The following is a 25207-nucleotide window of genomic DNA, read 5'->3' as shown; positions in this document are numbered from 1 at the left end:
AGTTTTAAGCTTGAACCATGAGACGGTGCAGCGATGATTATGGGTCGGCGCAACTGCCGCTCCTTAATGCAAGGTATCAGCAATCATGGCCAGCAATGTATCAACCGCGTCAAGCGCTGCCGGCTTGGTGAGGTGATGGTCAAAGCCTGCTTTTGCCGATCGCGCCCGATCCAACTGGGAGCCCCAGCCAGTTAGCGCGATCAACCGCATGGACTCGAGCCCTGCGATCTTGCGCATTGCTCGCGCCGTCTCAAAGCCATCCATTCCTGGCATGCCGATGTCAAGAAAAGCAACGTCGGGCCTGAACTCAACAGCCATGCCCAGGGCGCTCAAGCCGCTGTGGGCCATTTCGGTCACATGGCCCTTGAACGCTAGAACGGTGGCCAAGGCATTTGCCGCATCAACATGGTCATCGACCACCAGGATGCGCAGCTGTTTGATGCTGGCAGGCGGCTTGCTGCCCAACCGTTTGTGGTCCAGCGCCGGAAGTGCTGTGCGACTCGCCAGGGGCAGCCTGACGGTGAAAGTGCTTCCCTGGCCCAGCCCTGCACTGGCTGCTGTCACAGCTCCGCCATGCATCTGAACCAGCTGGCGCACCAGTGACAATCCAATGCCCAAGCCGCCATGCGTGCGGTCCGCTCTCAAATCGCCCTGACTGAACATCTCGAAGATCGTGTCCAGACTTTTTTGCGCAAGCCCTATGCCATTGTCCGAGACTGAAATGACAGCGTCTGCGTTCTCACCGTCTTGGCCATTGTCACGGTGCACCGACAGTTCGATTCGGCCTCCGCCAGGGGTGTACTTAGCGGCATTGTTCAACAAATTGGCGATGACCTGTGCAATGCGCGTCGGGTCTGCCTCAAGCACCAGCGTTTCTTCTGGCATCTGGACTCGCAGCGCATGGTCCTTATCCTGAATATGCGGCTGGCTGGTCTCAATAGCCACGGACACAATTGCCTTGAGTTCCACCAGCTCCTTTTTGAGCTCGAGCTTGCCGCCACCGATCCGTGCAATGTCAAGCAGGTCATCGACCAAAATGACCATCTGGCTGACTTGGCGCTCCACCATGTCCAGCGTCTGGCGGGCCTGCGCCGGATCGGTCTGCAAGCGCACAATGGTCAGGCCGGCCGTGATGGGCGCCAGCGGGTTTCTCAACTCGTGCGCCAGCGTGGCCAGGAACTCGGTCTTGCGCCGGTCTGCCACGAGTAGGCTAGAGGCGAGTTGCTGCAGTGCTTCTTCTGACTGCTTTCGCGCTGTGATGTCGCTGAACAGCAGCGCTACTTTATTGTTGTCGGGTTCGTCGACAGGATGCACGAATACCTCAAGCCAGCGATTCAAGACCTTGCTGAAGTCCTCAAAATGCACCGACTGCCCCGTGAACGCCACCTGGGCAATGCGCTCGAGCCAGCGGCTTTCGCCATCGGGTGCGAGCTCACGCAGAGTTTTGCCTACCGCCCCAGACAGACCGGTATGCTGGTACGCCATGGCGTTGACCTCCAGGATCCGAAAGTCGGTAGGCGCGCCTTCCGCGCCGTCCAACATCTGAACCATGCTGAAACCCTGGCCCATGGATTCGAACAGCATGCGGTAACGCGCTTCGCTCGCGCGCAACGCCGCCTCGGCTTGCTTGCGCTGCGTCTGGTCCACACCATGCACGAGCACAGCGCTTATGGCGCCATTGGTATCGCGCAGCGCCGTATAGACAAAATCGACCGATCGTGTTTCGGTCGGTCCATTAACGTGGGGTTGCAGCACTATCGCCAGATCGACTCCGACAAACGGCTCGCCGGTTGCAAACACCCGGTCCATCCGCTCGTAAAAACCTTGGCCAGCCAGATCGGGCAGCGCCTGCCGGACTGGCAGGCCGATCAGCGTGCGGTTGCCCACCAACGCGAGGAAGCAATTGTTGATCATCTCAAACACATGCTCGGGTCCGCGCAGGACGGCCATGAATGCAGGGGCTTGCCTGAAGACGTCGGCCAGCCGTTGGTTGGCCGCCTGCACATCTTTGAGCAGGTGCTCGCGCTCGATCTCAAGGTGCTTATGCACCATGAGGCGATACAGTTCGATAAACACCGCCACCTTGGCGCGCAAGATGATGGGATTGACCGGTTTGATCAGGTAGTCCACGGCTCCAAGCGCATAGGCTTGCTCGATCGGAAACGCACGGGGATCCGCGCCGGTCACGAAAATGATGGGTGTGGATTTGGAGCGCTCGCAGTTGCGAATGCGCTGGGCCAGCTCGAACCCGCTGATTCCATGCATATGCAGGTCAAGCACGATGACGGCAAAATCAAGAGTTTCAATGTTGTCCAATGCCTGCAACCCTGAACTGGCCAGTGTGAAGTCGACCCCGGGTGCAGCCAGAAACGCCTGAAGCAACTCCAGGCTGTCGGGCTCATTGTCGACAAGCAAGAGGTTAACGGGAGTGGCAGTGATCAAAAAAATTCCCTCCCGTACTATTGTGCTGTGGTCGTATTGGCTTCTTTGCAGGGCTCAGGGCTTTTCGACTCCGAAGTCGCTTTTTGAGCACATTGAAGCTCTAGCGGCAGTTTGTCAAAGCCTATGGTCACTACGCTGCGTCGGCCTAATTCCGAAATCCCAAGCGCTGTCATTTGCACCGCTGCCGGGAGAAGCGGCGCCTGTACCGGCAGCGCCCTGGCAACGCCCTGAGCATTCTGGTGCGAGGGGGCGGCCCAGCCCTCCAGCTGGCCCGGCAGCAGGACGCAAGCGGCCAGCCACAGGATCAAGGGGCTACTGGTTTGGAGCATGGCCCGGGTCCTCGTGAATTTTCGAAGCCTTGCGCTTTTGGCTGGTGGCGTTGGTCTTTCCAGCTCCATTGACCATCGTGCCATTCATCGGCAATTCCCTGGTCACGTGCAAGGCGGCCTTGCGCAGGAACGGTCTTGAGACACCAGCGCCAAGTTGCGCCGGCACGCAACAGGCCGAACGCCGTGCCATTCCCGTCAAAATTCCCGGTCAGGGAGAAAACAGTATTTCCGTTAACGACGGCTGATGCTGCGACCCTGACCCATAGCTGGCAGGCGTTCACCCAAGCACGCGGCCAAGCCCCTCGAAAATCGCATTGAACCGGTTTGTGTCGGAGGCTGCGCACTTGGATGAAGGCGTATGAATGGAGCAAGCTACGCATGACTTGTTGTTTCTTAAAAAAGCTAAATTTGTATTAATGTTACTTAGTATTGCTGAGCAAATGATCAGATTTTTTCAAATTTCTCAAATTTATGGGTGTCGGTGTTGCTGGGTGGATAAACAAGTTCGTTCAGCCGACTTGAGCATCAAAAATAAACCAATCCAAGGCCAGGCAGTACCTTCCGACGGTGCGCTTTTTGAGCGTCAGCCTGTGGAACCGGGACATAGCCGCTGGCACGACGTTTTTTTGTCTGCGTTAAGGCGAAGCAGGGCTGCAGCCATGCGAAGTTTGTGCGGCTTGGCGTCGCTAGGGGAAACAGTGAAGTGCAATCACACGGTGCTAACGGCGATCCTTAACCTGTCCATCTCCCTAAAAAGCGCTCCTGAAGGGCTTGCCGCTCAACGGTGCAAACAGCCCTTCAGGTGAGCTGACGACTCGCCTGATTGCCCCATGCGCTTGTCATTGTTTGCTGAATAAAAGCAGAACAATTGCCTGCCCGCATCAGCCGCCGTTTCCTGCGTCGCACACCTGCCCGGCACGCGAAGATAGCGCTATTGACAGATAGAGCCCAGCAGCGGCTTACCCGCAAGAAACGGCACCCATGTCATCAAAGCCGCTCGGTGGCTGGCTTACCGAACTCTTTACCGTCAAGTTTGTGCTGAAAGTGACACCAGAGGAAACCGGATCTGCACTTTGAAAGATAAATCGCCGAGGAATTGGCATGAGAGCCGCAATAGCATGCAAAAAATCCATTACGAAGCGGTGAACGGAACGCTAACGCTGGCCTGCGAGGTGGACATTTACCCGCACAAGCAGCGCGCCCGCTATGCCGCGCAGCGTGTGGCGGGCATCAAGCCTCTGGTCATGCACATCCATGTCGGGCCCAGAAACGTCTGCGCGAGCAGGCCGCTTTTGACAACTTTTTCCCATCAACTTGTGGCCTTGCCCAATGCCTGGAAGACGGCAGGGCGATTTTCTTCGTCATGGTGCAGACCGGGTAGGCAACCTTAACCTTTCATACAAATAATCCAGCTCACCAAACTGCAAATTGCTGATGCAGCAATCCCGCACGCTGGCGTTGAACGACTGCGTTAAAAAACGCCGTGGGCTGCTGCAAAGCTCACCGCCTGCGCGCGATTGCGCACGTTGAACTTGCGGTAGATGTTTTTTATATGCGTGTTGACGGTCTGTCCGCTGATATTCAGGCGCGTGCCAATGACCGTGCTCGTATGGCCTAACGCCACCAACTGCAGGACGCCTTTTTCACGCTCGGAGAGTTTTTCCCTGACTTTTTCACTGTCCGGCGTGCCAGCGCCTCTCGTATTTTGAGGTTCGAATTTGCCCAAAAGCATGCGCGCCAGCCCGGGCGTGATGGAGGCTCCCCCATTAACTACCTGCAGCACGGCTTGGGCAAAGTTGCCGAACCAGGAGTTCTTCACCAGGTAGCCCGTGGCGCCGAGTTTGAACGCATGCATCGCGTGCTGCGCATCTTCCATAGCCGAAATGACAATGGCCTCGGCTGTGGGGCGCACCGACTTCATGTGTTCGATCAGCTCAAAGCCCGTGCCGTCGCCCAGGTTCAGGTCAACCAGCATGACGTCAAATTCACGCTGGCTGATCAGCCGGCGCCCTTCGCGTGCACTGGCGCCCTGTTCCACCAGGTCGATGCGCAGGTCGGCCAGCAATTCGTGCGCAATCACGCGGCGCATGTTCGCATCGTCATCGACCAGCAGCACCCGCACTGGTTGCTCGGCCTGGCCGGTGAGGAAGCCCGGCCACATCGAAGGTAGGCCAGGGTGCTCAACCCGAGAAAGTTCGGCTGACGGGAAAGCGCTTTTTGTCAAAAACTCTGGTTCCATTGTGGAGTTGTTTAAAAGCTGCAATTCGTGGATTGCAAATGGACTAACTGACACAGGACAGGCTCCTTATAAGTTCGATGTAGTGAGTTGCCCTGCCATGTGCCTCTTCTGTGTGCTTTTGCGAGCATTAAGCGCCATTCCAGTGCGATGGACGGTGTGACTGCCGATGCGCGCTTGCATCAGACCGACACCAGACCGGGCCATGCGTCGGCATGGAGCTTGGCGTACTTACTGCCACGCAGAACCAACATGTCAGCTTTGCGCGAAAGCTGGCTGGTGCAGCTTTGAAAAAAATGAGGCAATTTGTGAAGCAGGGAAAACGAATGTGAAGGACAGTTCCATTTGTAACCTTGCAGGTTACTTACGCTTGTAGTCCTGCGCCTCAGTTTATTGTTGAGATTGCCGCGACCTGCCCAAAATGATCTCTAGTGCAGCTCCGCGCAGATTAGAAAAGAGGCCAGACAAACCCGATGATGATGAACACGACAGTGGCGCAGCTGCGCGAGATGAGGCTCGATGGCCTGGCCACGGGCCTGCAGGATCAACTCAGCCAGGAGGGCATGAACACCATGAGTTTTGGAGGAGTGCCTGGCATGCTGACCCCTCGTGTCATGAGATAACCGAAGCCGAAGGCCGTATTGCGCAGCTTCGGGAGCATAGGGAACGGATGGCGCCAGGGATTTGCGTGAAGGCATTCCAGGCGTCGCAGCAGGCATCCACAATCTGCTCCTACCCGTCGTAGCAGCGGTTGGCCGGGTGTCTCTCGCGCCATTGTTGCCGCATCTGCTCGGCCGGGTCGAGCTCGGCCTCGCTCAGGGCCTTTTTGAATTTGGCTTGTTCCACCGAATCGACGCAGGGACTGACGGCACGGGCCGAAATCCAAACCATGTCCAAACGCAATCGGGCGCAGTCTGCGGCGTCCAACGGGTTCCTTGCGGGCCAACCGGTCGAAATCGTACGGCTGGGGCCGGGCAATGATTTGCTGAGACAACATTTCCAAACCTCCACCGAAAGCCAATGCCGCTCTCACTCAGATCGCTGGCTTTGGTTTTTTGTCTCTCGGGATTGGTATGGGACTTAAAGCGCAAACCAGGCCAAGTTTTTACGCCGCACCCGCGTGTCATGGAACTGGCTAGGTGGCTGGCCCATGGTGGCCTTGAACATCGCTGAAAAAGCGCTTTCGCTGGCGTAGCCGCTGGCAGTGGCGGCATTGCCTACCGACTCGCCACGCGCCAGCATCGGCAGCGCATGCGCCAGGATGGCCTGCTGGCGCCATTGCTGTTAGCCAAGTCCTGGCTGCTCGCGAAACAGCCGCGTCACCGAGCGTTCGCTGGCGCCCACATCTGCCGCCCAGCGGGGCGTGAACAGGCCGCTGTCGCCGACGGGAAAGGGCAGAAGGCCGGTGTTGCTACGCATGTGAATGGAAACAACGGCGGGGCAGGTTTGTCCGGTATTCGATGAAACATGACGATTTGTCGCATTTCAGAATTCTGGAGCCAGTATTACGATGCAGCCATGAGCACTTCAAGCACCCTTCAGCCGCCCGCTGGCGCTTCTTCCTTGCGCACCGACGCCGGCGTGATTGGACTGGTCGGGCTGGGCCACATGACCAGTCACTTCAGCCAGTTGCTGCTGGCGCCGCTGTTTCCCTGGTTAAAGGATGCGTTTGACGTCAGTTATGCGCAGCTCGGGTTTTTGATGACGATTTTCTTCGTCGTGTCGTGCGCGGTGCAGGCGCTGTCTGGCTTTGTCGTGGACCGCTTCGGCCCGCGTCCCATTTTGTTCGGCGGCCTGGCGCTGCTGGGTCTAGCGGCGCTGGGTTACGCCATCAGCACCAGCTACGGCATGCTGGCTTGCTTTGCGGTGGTCGGCGGCATTGGCAACGGCGTGTTCCACCCGGCTGACTACACATTGCTGAACCGCAAGGTCAGCGCGTCCCGGCTGGGCCATGCCTACAGCGTGCACGGCATCACCGGCAGCCTGGGCTGGGCGCTGGCGCCGGCGCTGGTGGTGTCCCTGACGTTTGCCTTTTCCTGGCGCATCGCGCTGACGACTGCCGGAGTGCTGGTGTTTGGCGTGCTGCTGGTCCTGCTGCTTCAGCGTGACAAGCTGGCGCTCCAGCCGGCCGAGCCGACCGCCAATGCCACAGCGGCCGGTGGCAATCTGGATTTTTTGAAGATTCCTGCCGTCTGGATGTGCTTTTCCTTTTTCTTCTGGAATGCGGTCGTGCTCAGCGTGGTGCAGGCCTTTGCGCCCGAGGCGGCGCGCCAGCTGCACGGCATGCCGCTGACATTGGTGGCTGTGTGCCTGACGGTGTACATGGTGTGCGCTGCTGGCGGCATGGTGCTGGGCGGGTTTCTGGCAGCCGATCCGACGTGGTGCGAGCGCATCGTCGGCATTGGCTATGGCATGGCAGCGGCCGTGGCGCTGGTGCTGGCCCTGGGCAGCTTGCCTCCGGGTGTGGTGCCGGTGCTGTTCGGCATGATGGGTTTTGCCTCGGGCATGGCGGGGCCGTCGCGTGATTTGCTGGTCAAGCGTTCGACACCTGAAAACGCGACCGGCCGCGTCTATGGCGTGGTCTATGCGGGGCTGGACATCGGCCAGGCGGTAGCGCCGCTGATCTTTGGCGTCATGATGGACCATGGCCAGTACCGTGGCGTGCTGCTGGGGCTGGCGCTCACCCAGGGTGTGCTGATTGCCAGCGCCTTCAATGTGCGGCGGGTGCGTCGCACCGTGCTGGTCGCAGCCTGAAGCAGCGCCGGTCGGACCAGTGCCGCCAGCCCCTCTATGATGGCGGTCTTCTTGACTCCTGCCTGCCACGTGCCCGCGTTGCAGCCTTGTGATGCGCCTAGTTTTGTCGCCCCATTCCGACTTTCCTTCTCACCGGGCCGGTGCCTGGACCGGACTCCGCTGGCTGCGTCTGCTGGCCGTTGGCATGCTGGTGCTGGCGGCGTTGAGCGCGCAGGCGCAGCCGGACAACATCGACCCATCGCTGGACGCTGCGCGCGCGCAGATTGACCAGGCGCGCAAAGTCCTCGACAGTCCGCCGAAAGAAGCTGCCGACCTGCTGCCGTTGCGCGCTGGCGTGCTGGCCGCTGGCACCCAGGCTGACGCGGCGGCCGCATTGCTGGAGCCGCAGCTGGCGAGCGTCCAGGCGCGACTGGCTGAACTCGGCCCGCTCACGCCGGGGCAGCCCGAGGCGCCCGACGTGGCGGTGCTGCGTACCCAGCTGAACAAGGTGCGCGCCGAACTTGACGCCCAGTTCAAGCGGGCCAAGCTGCTGTCGGTGGAAAGCGAGCAGACGGCCGGTGAAATCTCGGCGCTGCGGCGCTCCGAATTCCAGGCCCGGCTGGGCGAGCGCACCTCGTCGATCCTGAGCAGCCTGTTCTGGGCCGAACTGCGAATGGAAATTCCTGGCGACCTGCTGCGTGCACGCCGCCAAGCCGACGCGCTGGCCTTTGCCGCGCGCGCCAGTGGCACGGCGGTTTGGGTCAGTGTGGGCGTGGCGCTGCTGGTGCTGCTGGGCTTGTATGTCTGGGTGGGGCGTGCGTTGCTGAGGCTGACCACCACGCGCGTGCCACCCGGCCGTCTGCGCCGGTCGCTGTATGCCTGGACAGGGGTGCTGTTGCCTGCCATTACGGCCGGTCTGATGGCCGAGGCGGTTTACCTGGGGCTGGTCTGGGTCGCGCCGCTGCCCGAGTCGCTGGCGCCGCTGATGGGCCGGCTGGCCGGTGTGATCTGTTTTGGCGGCTACGTCGTCGGCCTGGGCCACGCGCTGCTGCTGCCGGTCCGGTCGTCATGGCGGCTGCTGCCATTGCCCGATGTGGTGGCCCTCAGATTGCGGTGGCTGCCGGCGGTCCTGGCGCTGCTGATGGTGTTGACCTGGGCGCTCATGCAACTGACCGCGCAGATCAATGCCAGCCTGGTGACCACAGTGGCGGCCGACTGCATTGTCGCGCTGGCAATGGGCCTGGCGATGGGTCTGGGCTTGCTGTTGACTGACCTGGCGCGCCGCCGCGCCCTGCGCGACCCGAACACGGCTGCGAGCTGGCCGCCAAGTCCGCTGTGGCTGACAACGGTGTTCGGGCTGGCTTGTGTGGGCGTGGCGGGCAGCCTGATGGCGCTGCTGCTTGGCTACGTGGCACTGGGCAGCTTTGTGGTGCACCAGATGGCCTGGATGGCGGTGGTGCTGGGCTCTGCCTATTTGCTGGCGGTGCTTGTCGATGATGGTTTCATGGCGCTGCTGGGACCGAAGACCAGCCCGGCCAGCGACGCCAGCAATGCCAGCTCAACGGCAGACGCCGCTGCAGCCGCCGACATGCCGGCATCACGCTTTCTCAAGATGCGGGCGCAAGCCGCCGTGCTGCTGTCCGGTGTGGGCCGGCTGCTGGTGGTGGCGCTGGCCGTGCTGCTGCTGCTGGCGCCGTTTGGCGAAGGACCGTCCGAGCTGTTTGAACGCGCCGACAAGCTGCACCAGGGGATTTCGATTGGCGAATTTCAAATCTTGCCGGTGGCGGTGCTGCAGGCCGCGCTGGTCATCATCTTGTGCCTGGTCGTGGTGCGTATCCTCAGGCGCTGGCTGAAGGAAGAATTCCTGCCAACCACGTCGCTCGATGCCGGCATGCAGGTCTGGACGTCCACGCTGTTTGCCTATGCCGGCAACCTGCTGGCGCTGTCGATGGGAATGGCGGCCGTCGGCATCGGACTGGAACGCATTGCGTGGGTGGCCAGCGCCTTGTCGGTGGGCATCGGCTTTGGCTTGCAGGCGGTGGTGCAGAACTTTGTCTCGGGCATCATCATGCTGGCCGAAAAGCCGGTCAAGGTCGGCGACTGGGTGTCGCTGGGCGGTATTGAGGGCGACATCCGCCGCATCAATGTGCGGGCCACTGAAATCCAGATGGGTGACCGCTCGACAGTGATAGTGCCGAATTCGGAGTTCATCACCAAGACCGTGCGCAACGTCACCCACGCCAATCCGCTCGGGCTGGTCAAGATCCTGCTGCCGGTGCCGCTGGACGCCGACGCTGACCAGGTTCGCAGCCTGATCCTGGAGCTGTTTGCAGCGCATGCCGACGTGCTGAAGACGCCCGAGCCCAGCGTGCAACTCGATGCCATCGACAGCGCCGGCATGGTGTTCAACGCGACCGCCTTCGTCGACTCGCCGCGCATGGCTTACGGTGTTCGCAGCGCCTTGCTGTTCGACGTGCTCAGGCGGCTGCGCGAGGCCGATATTTCACTGGTCAAGCCGGCCGGACTGGTGCTGCGTGAAGCGCAGGACAAGGCACTCGATCAGCCTTTGCCGCCACCGCTGGCTTGAGGCGAAACGCTTACGGTTGCGCGGGCGGAGTTGCTGGCGTACATTGGCATTTTCTGACCACGCGACTGCTACCATGGCCTAACTTCAGGAGAATTTAATGACAGCTTCACAGACCCCTCCCGCTAACGACTTTGTCCGCTGGGTAGAAGAAAAATCAGACACTGTCATGGCCGACCTCGGCGACAAATTTCCGCCCGCCACCAGCGGGCTTGATGCGCTTCACGCCGAAACCTATACCCAGCGCATCGAGGAAGTGCTGCTTGGCCACGAGCCGCCTGACGAAGCGCTGCTCGAAGAGCTCGCCGCGCTGGAAGACGCGCCACCGCTGAGTGACGAGGAACTGGACCGCCAGGCGCTGGAAAGCGGTGGCGCAGACGCCGACCCGGCCACGCCGGAATAAGCCGGGCGCCGCCGCGTTTCGAGACGGCCGCGGCGGTTTGGTGCCGCATTCGCCAAGGCACAATAAAGCGCATGACCCAACAACTTGCCGGCCACCTTCTTGTCGACTGCCTTCTGGCCCAGGGCGTCACCCATGCATTCGGCGTTCCCGGAGAAAGCTACCTTGCCGTGCTCGACGGCTTGCATGCGCGCCAGGACCGGATCCGTTTCATCACCTGTCGCCAGGAAGGCGGCGCTTCTTTCATGGCCGAAGCGCATGGCAAGCTCACCGGCCGTCCCGGCGTGTGCATGGTCACGCGCGGGCCGGGCGCCACCAACGCTTCGATTGGCGTGCACACGGCGTTCCAGGATTCGACGCCCATGGTGCTGCTGGTCGGCGACGTGGCCAGCGATTGCCGCGACCGCGAAGCTTTCCAGGAAGTGGACTATTCCAGCTTTTTCGGCCCAAGCACGAAGGGCTTCGCCAAGCGCGTCGAGCGCATCGACGACGCCGACCGCATTCCGGAATACGTCGCGCGCGCCTTTGCCACGGCCATGAACGGCCGTCCCGGCCCGGTGGTGCTGGTGCTGCCCGAAGACATGCTGACGCGCATGACCGCTGCCCAGCCCTTGCCGCGTGTGGAGGCGACGCAAGCCTGGAGCGACCCCGGCGCTTTGCGCACTTTGCGCGAGATGCTGCTGGCGTCGAAGCAGCCGCTCATCATTGCAGGCGGCGGCGGCTGGACGCCGCAGTCGGCGCAGGCCTTGCAGCGCTTTGCCGAGAACTGGAAGCTGCCGGTCGGCAACGCCTTTCGTTTTCAGGACACCTTTGACAACCACCACCCGCTGTATGCCGGCGATGTCGGCATTGGCCTGAGCCCGAAACTGGCCGCGCGCGTCAAGGCCAGCGACCTGATCATCGCCATCGGCCCGCGCCTGGGTGAAATGACGACCGGCAACTACACGCTGATCGAAGCGCCGTGCCCCAAGCAAAAGCTGGTGCACATCCACGCCAGTGCCGAGGAACTGAACCGCGTGTTCCAGGCCGACCTAGCGATCAATGCCACGATGAATGCCGCCGCGCGTTCGCTCGAAGTGCTGACCGCGCCGGTTAACGTGCCATGGGAAGCTTGGACTGCTTCGGCCAACGAAGACTATCTGGCCAACCTGGTGCCGCAAGCTTTGCCCGGCGACATCGACATGCCGGCCATCGTCGGCCTGCTGCAGCAGCATTTGCCGGCAGACGCGGTGCTGACCAACGGCGCAGGCAATTTCGCCAGCTGGATTCACCGCTTCTTCAAGCACCACGGGCTGGTCAAGGGCCACAAGACGCAACTCGCGCCCACCGTTGGCGCGATGGGCTATGGCGTTCCGGCCGGCATTGCCGCAGCCATCACGACCGGACGCGTGGCGTTCACGATTGCCGGCGACGGCGACTTCCTGATGAACGGCCAGGAACTGGCCACGGCCGTGCAGCATGGCGCCAAAAGCATCATCGTGCTGCTGAACAACGGCATGTTCGGCACCATCCGCATGCACCAGGAAAAAACCTATCCGCAGCACGAAAGCGGCTCGCGTCTGAACAACCCGGACTTTGCTGCCCTGGCCCGCGCCTACGGCTATGCCGGCGTGCGCATCACCCGCACCGGCGAATTCGAGGCCGAACTGCTGGCTGCGCTGGCCCGGCCCGAAGGCACGCTGATCGAGGTCATGCTCGACCCCGAAGTCATCACCACGCGCGCCACGCTGTCATCGATCACGCAGGCCGCACTGCAAAAGGGATTGTGAAAATGATAGCTGCTTGCGCCCGTGGGTATTGCGCAAACGGCTTTTTTTTCTTAAGAAATGATGTGAAATCAGACTTTTCAATTTGTCAGGCGGCGATGACAGTCGCTCCATAAAGGCTGCCAGCTGTCACAAGGCTGTCATCAAAGCAGACAACACTAGGGGCTATTTTTTTGACCACAAAGACCTGTCTTGTTACCTTCAGCCTCGACCTTATCTCCGGTCTCTGTCGCCGTGCCCGTCAAGTTTCTTGACCGCGACCACAGCATCCTCGCCTTCAACGAGCGGGTGCTGGACTGGGCGCGGCGCCCCGACGTGCCCTTGCTCGAGCGCTTGCGGTTTTTGTGCATCGTCTCGTCCAATCTGGACGAATTTTTTGAAGTTCGCGCGGTGGCGCACCTGACAGCGGCTCGCAACAACGAGTTGAAAGGCACTTGTTCGGTCGCGTCGTACAAGACGCTTTCTGCCATGGCGCACGACATGGTGGCACGCCAATATGCGCTTTATAACGACGAGCTGCTGCCAGCGTTTGCCCGGCACCGCATCCGCATCGTCTCGCATGGCGAGCGCAATGCAGTGCAGCGGCGCTGGGTGAGAACTTATTTTGAACGCGCAGTGCGGCCGTTGCTGGTGCCGGTCGGGCTTGATCCGTCGCACCCGTTTCCGCAGGTGGCCAACAAGTCGCTGAACTTCATCGTCCGGCTGGGCGGAAGCGACGCCTTTGGCCGCGAAAATGAAATCGCCATTGTCAAGGTGCCGCGTGTGCTGCCGCGCCTCATCCACATGCCGAGCCGGGGGGCTGAAAAGGGCAACAAGCTGTTCCTGTCGCTGTCCAGCGTGATTCGCGCGCATCTGGCCGATCTGTTTCCCGGCCGCAAAGTCGGCGAGTTCTCGCAATTCCGTGTGACCCGCCATTCCGACCTGGAAGTTGATGAGGACGATGTCAAGAACCTGCGCACTGCGCTGCGCCTGGGGCTGGAGCAGCGTCACTACGGCCAGGCGGTCCGGCTCGAAGTGTCAGCCGGTTGCTCGGAGTATCTGTCGAGCTTTTTGCTTGGACAATTCAGCCTGCCAACGCAGGCGTTGTACCGCGTGCATGGCCCGGTCAACCTGGTGCGGCTGACGCAACTGGTCGATCTGGTCAATGACCCCCAACTGCTGTTTCCACGCTACAAGGCCTGTTATCCGAAGCAACTGGTACCAGGCCAGTCGTTTTTCGATCGGCTTCGCCTGGGCGACGTGTCGATCCACCAGCCTTTTGAAAGCTTTGACGGCGTGCTGGCCTTCTTGCGCGAGGCGGTCAACGACCCGTCGGTGCTGGCGATCCGGCAAACCATTTACCGAACCGGTCCTGATTCAGAGCTGATGCTGCTGTTGCGCGAAGCGGTGCGGCGCGGCAAGGAAGTCATGGTGGTGGTCGAGCTGAAGGCGCGCTTCGACGAAGAGGCCAACATCAACTGGGCCGAGATGCTCGAATCCATCGGTGCGCAAGTGGTGTATGGCGTGATGGGCCTGAAGACACATGCCAAGATGCTGCTCGTCACCCGGCGCGAAGGGCGGCGTCTGGTGCGTTATGCCCACCTGTCCACCGGCAACTACAACCCCGGCACAGCGCGCCTGTACACCGACATCAGCTACCTCACGGCCGACCCGTTGCTGACGGCCGACATCGACCATGTGTTCGTGCACCTGGCGAGCCACAGCCGCCTGCCCAAACTGCACCATCTGCTGCTGGCGCCATTCCAGTTGCAGCGCAAGCTGCTGGAGAAAATCGCTGCGCTTGCCCAGGCAGCGCAGGCTGGCAAGGACGCGCGCATCGTCGTCAAGACCAATGCGCTGACCGACGAGGACCTGATGCGCGCGCTGGTCAAGGCCGGGCAGTGCGGGGTGAAGATCGACCTGATCGTTCGCGGTGCCTGCATGCTGCCAGCGCAGGTAAAGGGCGTGACCGACAACATCCGGGTTCGCTCGGTGATTGGCCGCTTTCTGGAGCACACCCGGGTGTTTTACTTCCGCTCTGGCGACGAAGAAACCTTGTTGCTGTCAAGCGCCGACTGGATGAACCGCAACATGCTGCGCCGCGTGGAACTGGCGTGGCCGGTGAACGACCCGGTGATTCGCCAGCGCATCATCGACGAATGCCTGGTCGCTTACCTTCACGACGGATGCGATGCGTGGGATTTGCAGGCCGATGGCACGTATGTGCTGGTGAACCCGGCAGACCCTGAAAAGCGCCATGGCGCGCAAGCCGCGCTGATGGCGCGCTACTCGGCCTTGAAACCCCGCGAAAGGTAGTCAAGCATGGACCTGATCCTGTGGCGTCATGCAGAAGCACACGCGCTGCCCGAGGGCACATCCGATGCGCGCAGTGACCTGGAACGTAAACTGACTGCGCGCGGCGACAAGCAGGCGGCCAAGATGGCCGAATGGCTGGACCGGCAACTGCCCGGCAGCGCCCGCATCGTGTCGAGTCCGGCGCGGCGCTGCGAGCAAACGGCCCTGGCGCTGGGACGAAAGTTCAAAATCCGGTCCGAGCTGGTGCCCGGCGCCATGCCCGATGCCTTGCTGGAACTGGTGCAATGGCCTCACAGCAAGTCGCTCATTCTGGTGATAGGGCACCAGCCCACGCTGGGCCAAACAATTGCCAGGTTGCTGGGCTTGCATGAAAGCGACTGTGCCATCAAAAAAGGGGCGGTTTGGTGGCTGCGTACCCGGGAACGCGAGGGCCAGATACAGACCGTTGTGGTGACCGTTCAGTCCCCCGAGATGCTTTGATTTCATTTTCAATTCTCAACTGAACTCCGCTGAGAATGCCGCTTCCCGGTAGTGGTGTCAACTTCCATGACCGGCGTGGATGTCGCGGGAAAAAGGATGAAAAAAACGGGTTGCAAAATGCAAAAACTTTCTAAAACTTTTTGCGAATGCCAGGCGAGCTCAAAAAGAGACTGCTTGAATGACTCAAATGCTTCACCCTGGTAAAGCGCTCAATAATTGGGCACCAAATCAGAAATGACTTTACCTATTACCGGAGTGTTGATTCCATGAAACCATTGAATCGCCACCAGGAGCGCCACCGGACCGACCGCATCGGCTGGCTGCGCGCCGCAGTGCTGGGCGCCAATGACGGCATTGTTTCCACCGCCAGCCTGGTGCTGGGCGTGGCGGCCGCCGGAGCCACCCCGCAGGCTGTTTTGGTGGCTGGCATGGCGGGGCTGATGGCCGGGGCCATGTCGATGGCGGCGGGGGAGTATGTCTCGGTGCATTCGCAGGCCGACACCGAAAAGGCCGAACTGGAACGCGAACGCCGGGAAATCGAGCTGCATCCCGAGGCCGAACATGCCGAACTGGCGGGCATTTACGTCAAGCGCGGCCTTACGCCTGAACTGGCGGACCAGGTGGCCGGTCAACTGATGAAACATGACGCATTGGGCGCGCATGTGCGCGATGAACTGGGTATTTCCACCGCCTTGCTTGCCAACCCAATCCAGGCCGCCATCGCATCGGCGGCGAGCTTTGCCGTAGGGGCGGCGCTGCCTTTGGCGGTCACGGCTTTGGCGCCTGTCAATGCCTTGAGCGCCTGGGTGCCCGTCACTTCACTTGGATTTTTGGCCTTGCTCGGGGGCACAGCGGCGCGTGCGGGCGGTGCCGGAATCCTGGGCGGCGCCTGGCGCGTGACTTTCTGGGGCGCGCTGGCCATGGCGATCACCGCTGGGGTGGGCGCGCTGTTCGGGGCTGTGGTTTAGCGCGAAAGCAGAGCGGCTTTCCCCGTGTCGAATCCGTCTATGGCGATTTTGCTATCGAATAAATAGCTGATAAAGCAAGACAGATAAGCGCAAAAGCCATTTTTCATGTCTAAAGTTTGTTTGAACTGAAATCCGTACGCGCTAAGCGCGATGCGGGAATGCAGCGTCCGGATACAGCTGACGCAGCACGGACGAGTTGATGCGCATCAGCAGCGCCTGCGCAGAACTGACCGATGTGTCTGCAGATGAGGCCGGTTGCCGCAGTGTCTGCCACAAGCGGCCCACGGCAGCTTCTTCGGTGGCGACGGCCCGTTCAACTTCAGTTTGCCAGAAAGCCGGGGCTTCGCTTTGTGCAAAATGGCCACGCCCGCGCCCAAAGTGCGCCACGGTCAGGTAGCGCAACACGCTGGTCACCAGCAGCGTGCGCATGAATTCATCAGTAAATTGCACCGTGGTCTGTTCGCGGTCGGTGCTTGAATTGAAACCCCAGGCCGCACCGGCAAATCCCAAGGCACCGACCACGCTGCCCAGCAGGGCACCGGCACCCAGGGTGAGGCCACCCGCCATGAGGTCCGCCGACAAGCCGGTTGCCGCGCCCGACAGCACTGCGCCGAGCATGCCCGCCTGCGCCTTGTCAATAGGCGCACGAACGGCAAAATTCTCGCGCACCCGCTGGTTGATGCGCGTCGCCTCGCCGGGGTCGATCCGGTGCAGGGTCAGCAGCTTGCGTGTGGTTTCGGCAATGCTGTCGTTGAGCCGCTCGACCAGAATGCCCATGGCCTGGTCTTCGCGTTTGAGCTTGAAGCTCTTACGCAAGCCGGTTGCCTGTAATGCTGAATTAAGCAACGACCGGCTCTCGGGATCGACCGCCTGGCGGTCCTGCGCTGCCGTCGCCAGTTGTTGCGCCGCCAGCTGCATTGACGCCTGAAAGCGTGCTTCATGGCTCGCGTCCCAGGCTGCCAGCAGGCGGGCATAACCGGCGGCCTTGTCAGGTTCGACCCACTGGCCGACGGCTTCATAAAACACCCGTTCATGCACCCAGCAGCGGGCAAAGGCGTCGAGCGCCAGCACCTTGCGCACGATGGGAAAGGCTTCCAGGTGACGGCTCCAGCGCATCAGTTCTGCCTGCTCTTCGGGCGCCGGACGCGGCGGTCCTGTCTGGTTGAGCAGCACCATCACCGGCTTGCCCAGCCACTGCAAAATATTCATCTCAGCCGCCAGATAGCCGGCGTCGCCCGGATGCTCGGCCGAATTGACCAGGTACAGCACCACATCGGCCGCATCGCGGGCGGTGCGCAATGCCTGCTGGCTGAGCCAGAACGGCCGGTCACTGTAGCGGTCCAGCACTTCCCGCAAAAACCAGCCAATCGGGTTGTCGGCCATACCGAGCCGCTTGAGCAGCCGCACCGAATCGCCAAAGCCGGGCGTGTCCCACAACAGCAGGGCATCGCCAATGCCTGTCGTCAGCAGCGGATGCGCTTCGGATGTCAGGGTGACATGGGCGGCGTCGCGCACTTCGCCGACATCGGCGCCCAGCAGCGTCCGGGCCAGCGTGGTCTTGCCATTGTTGGTGTGCGACACCAGCGCCAGCTGGATCTGGACCGGGGCGTCGGTCATGTGGTTGCCGACAAGGCAAGGCCAGCGCCGTCGTCCAGCGTATGGGCATCGGGATGGAGCAGGTTGACAAAGGTGGCGGGTGCCTGGTGAAAGCGGCAGAACTGGCGCCACAGGTCAATGCGTTCAGCCATTCTTTCCTTGCCACCGGCTTGCGTGCCGACCCGTTCCAGGTAGCCTGATTCATCAATCAGCACCGCAATGCCGCGCGCCGATGCCCGCACCAAGTGGTCGAGCAGGGCGCCATGGTTTTCCTTTTCAGGCGTGGCTGCCAGGCTGAACAGGACCGCCGTGACGGTGGCTTCGCTGTTGTTCAGCTTGAACTCGCGCAGCGCATCGTGCGGTTCGTCGCCATAGGCCACTGATGGACGAAGCATGAGCCGCGCATGCTCGCCCAGCAGTCGGACCGCCAGCTGGCTCAAACCCTTGTCTCGCGCTTCATCCACCGCAAAACTGTAGGGCAGCACCCGCAGCATGCCGGGCGCACCGCCAAGTGCTTTCAGCAGCTTGCGAAAATAGGGCTGCTCCAGGTTCAGCGGAAAATTCCGGGTTTCTTTATTGACGCGCCATTGGGCAGCGCCGGCCAGCAGCACACGCGGCAGCACAACCAGCAAGAAGAGCGTGGCGGCATACAGATGCACCCAGCGCGCGCCACCCAATGAAGACGAAGGCGTCTGTCCAAAGTGAAGGGCTTCAATGTCGGCCAGCGAAAATCCCTGCAGCGGAAAAATCGCCATGGCGGGCATGAACAGCGCCGACAGCAAGGCATGAACCTGGCCCGCATCCAGAAAAGTGCTTTCCCAGCCTGCCGAATACTGCGCGACATAACCGCGCGCATACAGCGACAGCACCGCACCGATGGCAAACAGGGCCGAACCCAGGTGCAGGGTGCGGGCCAGCCGGTCCAGCGTCAGCCGCCGGCTGAGCTGGCCCCACTCGGCCAAGAAGGCCAGCAAGGCATTTGCCAGCACGGGCGGCAGCTTGCGCGGCAGACGCGTGCGGCCCATGCTGAGCAGGCGCACCAAAGTCGATTCGGAATTCTTCAGCTTGCCAAATGGCAGCCAGCGCCAGACCAGCAGGCTTGCGTAGACCGCCAGGTTCCAGCCGATGATCAGCAGCAATGGCGGCGACAGCAGGTCAACCCGGTGCGCGTCAGTGATCCGGTCCATGAAAATTCCGGCCAGCAGGGCCACGACCGGTAGCCCGGTCCAGAACAGCTTCAGAGCCCCGGACCGACGAAGCATGGCGCCGAACGCCGCATGCCGCTCGGACAGGCGCTGGAGAATCTGTCCGGCGCGCTGCTGCAAAAAGGTGTCTGCCGTCACGGGCAAGCCCGCGTGGGACGCCTGCCACTGCGCCAGTTCCGTGGCGCTGCGGCTTGCATGGCGGCGGTCGTCCTCACTCAAAATTTCGCGCGCGTGGTCAGCCGTTTCAATGGCGCGAACCAGAACCACGTCCCGGGCCGCCTGTTCATTCATGCATTTCTTCCGTGGCGTGCGGCATGGCTGAAGTGGGCGGCGGCATTTGGGCGCTTAGGCGGGCAGCATCACCTGGTGGTCCACGCTGAACTGGTAGTCCCGGAAGATGTGTTCAGCGCTCAGGCCCAGGTAGGTGCCGTCGGACTGAAGGTGTGTTGTGTCCTTCAGGCGGTAGGTGCTGCTGCCACAGGTCCAGACGTTGTAGTTGCGCATGTGGGTGCACAGGCAGGTCTTGTCCATGACCACGATGTTCTTGCCGTCCGGATGCAGGGCAATCTGCTCGTTGTAGGCCGTGATGTAAGCGCAGTTGCCGTTGCCGTCGAGCAGGTAGCCGTAGGACTCGCAATTCGGCCGGATACCCGAGCCAATGGCTGGCGAGCTTTTCAGCATGCGCATCGGGTAGCCGGTCGGCGAAATGGTGTTGACCGTGATGTCCGCTTCGCTGGCGCGAAAGTATTCCTGCTTGTCTTCGGGCGGCAGGCCGCATTCGTTGGACACGGTGAAGCGCGTGGCCACCTGCACACCCGCCGCGCCGTTTTCAAGGAACCCGACCGCGTCACTTCCGGTGAAAATGCCGCCGGCGGCAATCAGGGGAATGTCAAGCTGCTCGATTTTCAGGAAAGCCGAAATCTCACTCACAATGGTGGCCAGGTCATATTTTTCCCAGTCCATGCCAAAGCCCAGGTGGCCGCCGGCCAGCGGACCTTCAACGATCACATAATCCGGCAGCCGGCCCAGGCGGGCGGTCTTGCGCAGGAACAACTGCAAGGCACGCACCGACGACACGATGATGCCCATCTTGGCTTCGCGAAAGCGCGGGTGCTCGGCCATCAGGCCGAACGAGCCTAAATGCAGTCCGGCGCTCAGGGTAATGCCGTCAATGCCTGCGTCCAACGCCGAATTGAGCCGAACCTGCAGCGTGTCGCGCGGCGAATTCATGGTCAGCTTTTCCATCACGTTGACGAACACCATGCCGTCGCCGCGCTTGGCTTCCATGGTCTTGCCGACATGCAGCCGGGTGGCCTCTGCCAGTTCGCCCAGGTCGAACTGGACGCTGCTCTTGTCTGAATTGGTGATGTTGCTCTTGTAGAACTTGGTCTTGCCTTTGACAAACGAGGTGTCAAAACGCCGGTCGGACACGTCATGCACCAGCGCGTCGGAGATATGGCCAATGCCGCCCAGGCGCGCCGCTTCCAGTGCCAACTCGGCAGTGGATATATCAACCCCCATTCCGCCAATCATGATCGGCACCAGTTCCTTTTGGCCGAATTTCAGGCGGAAATCATCAACTCTTTTCATCGGAATCCTTGTAGCTAGGGAGTGACGGCGCTTTCCTGCGCTTCGGCATTTCCTGACGATTTACGTCCCTGGAGGAATGCACTTGTCAATACCCATAATGTTAATGCCTTGGCCGGCCCGAGTTGGGTCAGCAGTGCAGTAAACCGTCACGGGCAACAGGATTTGGATCAATGTCCGTGCATTGCGTGGCCGGGATGCAGGTCGGCCGGCCAAAAAATTTGGCAGAACTTTGCATAATAGGCTGCTCGTGCCGCCTTTTTTTATAAACCGTCTTGCCGGATTGCCGGTGGGTTTTCTGGAGGTATTTCATGGCTCAATACCAAATCGCCGTCGTGGTCGGCAGTCTTCGCAAAGACTCGTTCAACAGGAAACTCGCCGGGGCACTGGAAAAGCTGTTTCCGGCAGATTTCAGTTTCATCCAGGTCCGCATTGACGACTTGCCGCTCTACAACCAGGACGACGACAGCCATCCCTGCGCGCAGGTGACGCGCCTCAAGGGCGAGATTGCGGCCGCGCAGGGCGTGCTGTTTTTCACGCCAGAATACAACCGTTCCATCCCCGGCGTGCTGAAAAACGCGATTGACCATGCCTCGCGTCCGTATGGCAAAAGCAGCTGGAACGGCAAGCCAGCCGCCATCATGGGCGCGTCGGTCGGCCCGATCGGCACGGCCATGGCGCAGCAGCACCTGCGCAATATCCTGGCTTATCTGAACATGCCCACGCTTGGCCAGCCTGAAGCCTTCATCCACAACAAGGAAGGGTTGTATGACGCCGACGGCAACATCGCCGAAGCCAGCCAGAAATTCATGCAGAGCTGGGTGGATGCGTACGTGGCCTGGGTTAAGCGACACGCCTGAAGCCTTGCCTTCACCAATGCAAAAAACCCGCGCCTGCGGGTTTTTTGCATCCAGGCCGAAAGGCCGGCCAGGCCTGTAACCGTTTCAAGCCACCAGGACTGCCTGGGGCTGGTTGTCGGCAAGGCGGGTTTGGGCCAGGATGTCAAGCCCGGCGGAGGCCAGTGCAGCCGACTTGGCGGCTTCTCCCATGGCCAGGCCCTCGGCGCGCACGATGCGTACATCGGTCACACCGAGAAAGCCGAACACTGTCTTCAGATAGCTTTCCTGGTGCTCCATTGCAATGCCGGCATCGCTGGTGGAGTAGATGCCGCCGCGGGTGGACGCCACAATCACCGTCTTGCCGCCTGCCAGGCCGACCGGGCCTTTTTCGGTGTACTTGAAGGTACGGCCAACCTGCGCAATGCGGTCAATCCAGGCCTTGAGCTGGGTGGGAATGGAGAAGTTGTAGAGCGGCGCGCCAATCACCAGCACGTCAGTTTCCAGAAACTGCGCCACCAGGGCTTCAGATAATGCGTTTTCATTCTTTTGCACATCGCTCAACGTGGCTGAACTGGGCGGCAGGCGAAAACCCATGGCATCGGCTGAGAAGTGGCCCGGCGTATCGACCGCCAGGTCAAGGTAGCTGATCTCGGTGGCCGGGTTGGCGGCACGCCAAGAGGCCACGATTTGCGCCGTCAACAGGCGCGAAACGGAGTTGGTTCCAAGGATGCTGGAGTCGATGTGAAGAAGCTTGGTCATGATAAAAAATCCCCGGTTTTGAAGAGTTTGTGAAGGTGACAGTCTGGTGTTGACCATGGATAGATTGTCCAGCTAGGCCAATGCCTTGATAAGACGGCAAAATCGCGATAGATTGTTCTGCATGCAGGACAATGGTCGGTACGGAGGAACCCGCATGGAAGACCTGAACGACATGTTGTACTTTGCCGAAGTGGCCGAGCGGGGCGGTTTTGCCGCTGCCGGGCGGGCGCTTGGCGTGCCCAAGTCCCGGCTGTCGCGCCGGGTCGCCGAACTGGAGGCGCGCCTGGGCGTTCGCCTGTTGCAGCGCACCACGCGCAAGCTCTCGCTGACCGAAGTGGGCGACATCTACTTGCGGCACTGCAGCGCCATGCGCGACGAAGCCATCGCCGCCGCCGATGCCGTGGCGCAGTTGCAGGTCGAGCCGCGCGGCCTGCTGCGCGTGACCTGTCCGGTGACACTGGCCCAAAGCACGCTGGGCTATTTGATTCCCCGTTACCTGGCGATGTTTCCGCGCGTCAAACTGGACCTGCGAGTGACCAACCGGGTGGTTGATCTGGTGGAGGAGGGCGTTGACGTCGCATTGCGCGTCAGGCCAACGCTGGACGACAGCGGCAGCCTGGTCGTCAAGCAGCTTGGTGCGACTTCCGGGCACCTGCTGGCCAGCCCGGTGCAGTTGCGCCGCCAGGGTATGCCGGCTACGCCAGCAGACCTGGCCGGGCTGGACACGCTTGCCATGTCTTCGGCAGACGGCAAAAGCGCCTGGGTGCTGATGGGGCCGGAAGGGCAGGAATTTACCTTTCATCACCAGCCACGCTATGTGGCCGACGACCTGCAAACACTCAAGCTCGCGGTGCTTGCCGGCACAGGCGTCAGTTTTTTGCCGGACAGCATCAGCCAGGCCGAATTGCAGGCGCAATTGCTGGTGCCGGTATTGCCCGGATGGGTGCCCAAGCCCGGCATGGTGCATGCCGTGTTTCCTTCACGGCGTGGCCAGATACCCGCTGTACGCAGTTTTCTTGATTTTCTGGGTCAGCACATGCAGGGCGATCAAGTCATCGGAACGGTCCTGCAAGACGCTGGTTGAAGGAGAATTCCTCATATTGAATTGACATTTTGCGCAATAGATACATGCGCAGAATGCTATTAAAAAATGAGTAATCGACATTGAGAAGCCATTTTTCAATTTTTCAATAGGCTTGTCTTATTCGATTTAATTAATAAATTAAGAAGAATGTATTCTTTTGAGTTTTAAGTTTTTGTGTCCACAATGATTTTTTTGAATAATCCCGGGAGCACACCATGACCACTTTGAGACTCGGCGACACGGCACCTGACTTCACCCAGGACTCGACCGAAGGCCCTATTGCATTTCATGCCTGGGCGGGCGATGCGTGGGTGGTGCTGTTTTCACACCCGGCCGACTTCACACCGGTGTGCACCACCGAACTCGGCAAAACCGCTGCACTCTCCAGCGAATTTGCCAAGCGCCATGTCAAGCCGATTGCCATCAGCATCGACCCGCTTGACTCGCATGGCAAGTGGGTCAGCGACATCAATGCAACCCAGAACACGACGGTGAACTTCCCGATCCTGGCCGATGCCGACAAGACCGTGGCCAACCTGTATGACATGATTCACCCGAACGCCTCGACCACCGCCACGGTGCGCAGCGTGTTCATCATCGACCCGAAAAAAATCATTCGCACCTCCTTCACCTATCCGGCCAGCACCGGCCGCAATTTTGATGAAATCCTGCGCGTGATCGACTCGCTGCAACTGACCGACAGCCACAAGGTGGCAACGCCGGCGAACTGGAAAGACGGCGACGACGTGGTCATCGTTCCCAGTATTCAGGACCCGGCCGAGCTGGCGCAGCGCTTTCCCAAGGGCTTCACCGCCGTGCGTCCTTATCTGCGCATGACGCCCCAGCCCAACAAGTAAGCATTGCATCAGCTATCATTTCCGATTTTTCCCTTTGCTTTTCTGGACCCCGCATGACTTTTAAACTCAAGATTGCCCTGGCAACCCTGGCCCTGGCCGCCAGCGGTATCGCTTCAAGCCAGACCCTGCTGAATGGCTCGTACGACGTGGCACGTGAGTTCTACAAGGACTACAACGCAGCGTTCATCGCCCATTACAAGAAAACCACCGGCAAGGACGTGAAGATCGACCAGTCGCATGCCGGATCCAGCGCCGTGGCGCGATCGGTGGCCGACGGACTGGACGCCGATGTCGTGACCATGAACACCTCGACCGATGTCGAGTTTCTGGCGAATGCCGGCGTGGTGGCCAAGGACTGGGCCAAGCGCTTCCCCGGCAATGCCTCGCCCACCACCTCGACCATGCTGTTTCTGGTGCGCAACGGCAACCCCAAGGGCATCAAGGACTGGGACGACCTGACCAAGCCGGGCATTCAAGTGATTGTGGTTAACCCAAAAACTGGAGGCAACGGCCGCTACACCTACCTGGCGGCCTGGGGCTACGCCAAGAAAAAGGGCGCCACCGACGCGCAGGCTGCCGAGTTTGTTGGCAAGCTGTACAAGAACGTGCCCGTGCTGGGCAAGGGCGGACGCGATGCGACCACGGCCTTCTTGCAGCGCAACATTGGCGACGTGCTGGTAACGTTCGAATCGGAGGTGGTGTCGGTGAACAAGGAGTTTGGCGCAGGCAAGGCGGACGCGGTATACCCGTCCATCAGCATCCTGGCTGAAAACCCGGTGGCAGTGGTGGAACGCACCGTGGCCAAGAAAGGCACGGCGGTTCTGGCCAAGGCTTACCTTGACTACCTGTATTCGGACGAAGGCCAGGAAATTGCAGCCAAGCACGCCATGCGTCCGTATTCGCAAGCCATCCTCAAAAAGTATAGCGACACCTTCAAGCCAATCCAGCTTTTCACGGTGCAGGAAATGTTCGGCTCACTGAGCGAAGCGCAAAAAGTCCACTTTAATGACGGTGGCCAGTTCGACAAGCTCTACACCGTCCGGTAAG

The 25207-nt window shown here is 60.8% G+C and carries 19 protein-coding genes and 1 pseudogene; 12 read left to right on the top strand and 8 right to left on the bottom strand.

Features of this window, described 5'->3' with window-relative positions:
• Positions 1–63 precede the first annotated feature (63 nt).
• Together IWX87_RS11645 and IWX87_RS11635 are read right to left on the bottom strand one after the other, a co-directional pair.
• Positions 64–2442 (bottom strand): response regulator, encoded by a 2379-nt coding sequence (locus IWX87_RS11645; RefSeq protein WP_196863689.1) that lies wholly within the window; start codon positions 2440–2442, stop codon positions 64–66.
• Positions 2443–4242: 1800 nt separating this feature from the next.
• Positions 4243–4932 carry a response regulator transcription factor gene (locus IWX87_RS11635; protein WP_231374758.1) on the bottom strand — a complete coding sequence of 230 codons (690 nt, stop codon included), beginning with the start codon at positions 4930–4932 and terminating at the stop codon, positions 4243–4245.
• Positions 4933–5480: 548 nt separating this feature from the next.
• On the opposite strand from IWX87_RS11635, the gene IWX87_RS11630 reads away from it, so the two are divergent.
• Positions 5481–5630 carry a hypothetical protein gene (locus tag IWX87_RS11630; protein WP_196863686.1) on the top strand — a complete coding sequence of 50 codons (150 nt, stop codon included), beginning with the start codon at positions 5481–5483 and terminating at the stop codon, positions 5628–5630.
• Positions 5631–5739: 109 nt separating this feature from the next.
• Here the strand turns inward: IWX87_RS11630 and IWX87_RS11625 are convergent, their stop codons facing one another.
• Both IWX87_RS11625 and IWX87_RS11620 read right to left on the bottom strand, forming a co-directional pair.
• On the bottom strand, positions 5740–5898 hold the full coding sequence (locus tag IWX87_RS11625) for a hypothetical protein (RefSeq protein WP_196863685.1): 159 nt from the start codon (positions 5896–5898) through the stop codon (positions 5740–5742).
• Positions 5899–6087: 189 nt separating this feature from the next.
• Positions 6088–6363 (bottom strand): annotated as a pseudogene (locus IWX87_RS11620) (helix-turn-helix domain-containing protein); the annotation flags it as partial.
• Between the two features lie 162 nt (positions 6364–6525).
• On the opposite strand from IWX87_RS11620, the gene IWX87_RS11615 reads away from it, so the two are divergent.
• The 7 genes from IWX87_RS11615 (at position 6526) to IWX87_RS11585 (ending at position 16233) form a co-directional block, all read left to right on the top strand.
• Complete coding sequence (locus tag IWX87_RS11615) at positions 6526–7761, top strand: MFS transporter (protein ID WP_196863684.1); 1236 nt, start codon at positions 6526–6528, stop codon at positions 7759–7761.
• 91 nt (positions 7762–7852) lie between these two features.
• Positions 7853–10327 carry a DUF3772 domain-containing protein gene (locus IWX87_RS11610; RefSeq protein WP_196863683.1) on the top strand — a complete coding sequence of 825 codons (2475 nt, stop codon included), beginning with the start codon at positions 7853–7855 and terminating at the stop codon, positions 10325–10327.
• A gap of 97 nt (positions 10328–10424) precedes the next feature.
• Entirely contained in the window at positions 10425–10727 is a 303-nt protein-coding gene (locus IWX87_RS11605; RefSeq protein WP_196863682.1) for a hypothetical protein, read from the top strand.
• Between the two features lie 71 nt (positions 10728–10798).
• Positions 10799–12493 carry a thiamine pyrophosphate-binding protein gene (locus IWX87_RS11600; RefSeq protein WP_196863681.1) on the top strand — a complete coding sequence of 565 codons (1695 nt, stop codon included), beginning with the start codon at positions 10799–10801 and terminating at the stop codon, positions 12491–12493.
• Between the two features lie 231 nt (positions 12494–12724).
• Positions 12725–14785: a polyphosphate kinase 1 gene (gene ppk1 / locus IWX87_RS11595; protein WP_370583871.1), complete on the top strand. Its 2061-nt coding sequence runs from the start codon at positions 12725–12727 to the stop codon at positions 14783–14785.
• Positions 14786–14791: 6 nt separating this feature from the next.
• Complete coding sequence (locus IWX87_RS11590; RefSeq protein ID WP_196863679.1) at positions 14792–15265, top strand: histidine phosphatase family protein; 474 nt, start codon at positions 14792–14794, stop codon at positions 15263–15265.
• 266 nt (positions 15266–15531) lie between these two features.
• Positions 15532–16233: a VIT family protein gene (locus IWX87_RS11585; RefSeq protein WP_196863678.1), complete on the top strand. Its 702-nt coding sequence runs from the start codon at positions 15532–15534 to the stop codon at positions 16231–16233.
• A 141-nt stretch (positions 16234–16374) separates the two neighbouring features.
• Here the strand turns inward: IWX87_RS11585 and IWX87_RS11580 are convergent, their stop codons facing one another.
• From IWX87_RS11580 to IWX87_RS11570, 3 genes are read right to left on the bottom strand one after another with little or no spacing between them, the layout of a single operon-like run.
• On the bottom strand, positions 16375–17850 hold the full coding sequence (locus IWX87_RS11580; RefSeq protein ID WP_196863677.1) for a DUF3482 domain-containing protein: 1476 nt from the start codon (positions 17848–17850) through the stop codon (positions 16375–16377).
• Positions 17847–19325, bottom strand: coding sequence for a DUF2868 domain-containing protein (locus IWX87_RS11575; RefSeq protein ID WP_196863676.1), 1479 nt, complete (start codon positions 19323–19325; stop codon positions 17847–17849). Before IWX87_RS11575 ends, IWX87_RS11580 begins: the two co-directional genes overlap by 4 nt.
• Before the next feature lie 54 nt (positions 19326–19379).
• A complete protein-coding gene (locus tag IWX87_RS11570) occupies positions 19380–20624 on the bottom strand; it encodes a nitronate monooxygenase (RefSeq protein ID WP_196863675.1) in 1245 nt (414 codons plus the stop codon).
• Between the two features lie 308 nt (positions 20625–20932).
• Here IWX87_RS11570 and IWX87_RS11565 point away from each other — a divergent pair, with 308 nt between their 5' ends.
• The gene (locus IWX87_RS11565; RefSeq protein ID WP_196863674.1) at positions 20933–21481 is read left to right on the top strand and encodes an NADPH-dependent FMN reductase; all 549 of its coding nucleotides are present in this window, start codon (positions 20933–20935) and stop codon (positions 21479–21481) included.
• An 84-nt stretch (positions 21482–21565) separates the two neighbouring features.
• On the opposite strand, the gene IWX87_RS11560 is transcribed toward IWX87_RS11565, so the two are convergent.
• The gene (locus tag IWX87_RS11560; protein WP_196863673.1) at positions 21566–22219 is read right to left on the bottom strand and encodes an FMN-dependent NADH-azoreductase; all 654 of its coding nucleotides are present in this window, start codon (positions 22217–22219) and stop codon (positions 21566–21568) included.
• 154 nt (positions 22220–22373) lie between these two features.
• Between IWX87_RS11560 and IWX87_RS11555 the strand changes: the two genes are divergently transcribed.
• The 3 genes from IWX87_RS11555 (at position 22374) to IWX87_RS11545 (ending at position 25206) form a co-directional block, all read left to right on the top strand.
• On the top strand, positions 22374–23303 hold the full coding sequence (locus tag IWX87_RS11555; protein ID WP_196863672.1) for a LysR substrate-binding domain-containing protein: 930 nt from the start codon (positions 22374–22376) through the stop codon (positions 23301–23303).
• Positions 23304–23518: 215 nt separating this feature from the next.
• The gene (locus IWX87_RS11550) at positions 23519–24160 is read left to right on the top strand and encodes a peroxiredoxin (RefSeq protein ID WP_196863671.1); all 642 of its coding nucleotides are present in this window, start codon (positions 23519–23521) and stop codon (positions 24158–24160) included.
• Between the two features lie 53 nt (positions 24161–24213).
• Positions 24214–25206: a sulfate ABC transporter substrate-binding protein gene (locus IWX87_RS11545; RefSeq protein ID WP_196863670.1), complete on the top strand. Its 993-nt coding sequence runs from the start codon at positions 24214–24216 to the stop codon at positions 25204–25206.
• Position 25207 lies beyond the last annotated feature (1 nt).

The sequence above is a fragment of the Polaromonas sp. CG_9.7 genome (assembly GCF_015752205.1).
In the GTDB taxonomy this organism is placed as follows: domain Bacteria; phylum Pseudomonadota; class Gammaproteobacteria; order Burkholderiales; family Burkholderiaceae_C; genus Polaromonas.
Note: the sequence above shows the minus strand (reverse complement) of the source record. Positions and strands in the feature narration are given on the sequence as shown.

Coding starts and splice junctions, on each gene's coding strand:
- IWX87_RS11635 (WP_231374758.1), bottom strand. CDS start 4,932: ATGTGGCCGGGCTTCCTCACCGGCCAGGCCGAGCAACCAGTGCGGGTG.
- IWX87_RS11630 (WP_196863686.1), top strand. CDS start 5,481: ATGATGATGAACACGACAGTGGCGCAGCTGCGCGAGATGAGGCTCGAT.
- IWX87_RS11625 (WP_196863685.1), bottom strand. CDS start 5,898: ATGGTTTGGATTTCGGCCCGTGCCGTCAGTCCCTGCGTCGATTCGGTG.
- IWX87_RS11615 (WP_196863684.1), top strand. CDS start 6,526: ATGAGCACTTCAAGCACCCTTCAGCCGCCCGCTGGCGCTTCTTCCTTG.
- IWX87_RS11610 (WP_196863683.1), top strand. CDS start 7,853: ATGCGCCTAGTTTTGTCGCCCCATTCCGACTTTCCTTCTCACCGGGCC.
- IWX87_RS11605 (WP_196863682.1), top strand. CDS start 10,425: ATGACAGCTTCACAGACCCCTCCCGCTAACGACTTTGTCCGCTGGGTA.
- IWX87_RS11600 (WP_196863681.1), top strand. CDS start 10,799: ATGACCCAACAACTTGCCGGCCACCTTCTTGTCGACTGCCTTCTGGCC.
- IWX87_RS11590 (WP_196863679.1), top strand. CDS start 14,792: ATGGACCTGATCCTGTGGCGTCATGCAGAAGCACACGCGCTGCCCGAG.
- IWX87_RS11585 (WP_196863678.1), top strand. CDS start 15,532: ATGAAACCATTGAATCGCCACCAGGAGCGCCACCGGACCGACCGCATC.
- IWX87_RS11580 (WP_196863677.1), bottom strand. CDS start 17,850: ATGACCGACGCCCCGGTCCAGATCCAGCTGGCGCTGGTGTCGCACACC.
- IWX87_RS11575 (WP_196863676.1), bottom strand. CDS start 19,325: ATGAATGAACAGGCGGCCCGGGACGTGGTTCTGGTTCGCGCCATTGAA.
- IWX87_RS11570 (WP_196863675.1), bottom strand. CDS start 20,624: ATGAAAAGAGTTGATGATTTCCGCCTGAAATTCGGCCAAAAGGAACTG.
- IWX87_RS11565 (WP_196863674.1), top strand. CDS start 20,933: ATGGCTCAATACCAAATCGCCGTCGTGGTCGGCAGTCTTCGCAAAGAC.
- IWX87_RS11560 (WP_196863673.1), bottom strand. CDS start 22,219: ATGACCAAGCTTCTTCACATCGACTCCAGCATCCTTGGAACCAACTCC.
- IWX87_RS11555 (WP_196863672.1), top strand. CDS start 22,374: ATGGAAGACCTGAACGACATGTTGTACTTTGCCGAAGTGGCCGAGCGG.
- IWX87_RS11550 (WP_196863671.1), top strand. CDS start 23,519: ATGACCACTTTGAGACTCGGCGACACGGCACCTGACTTCACCCAGGAC.
- IWX87_RS11545 (WP_196863670.1), top strand. CDS start 24,214: ATGACTTTTAAACTCAAGATTGCCCTGGCAACCCTGGCCCTGGCCGCC.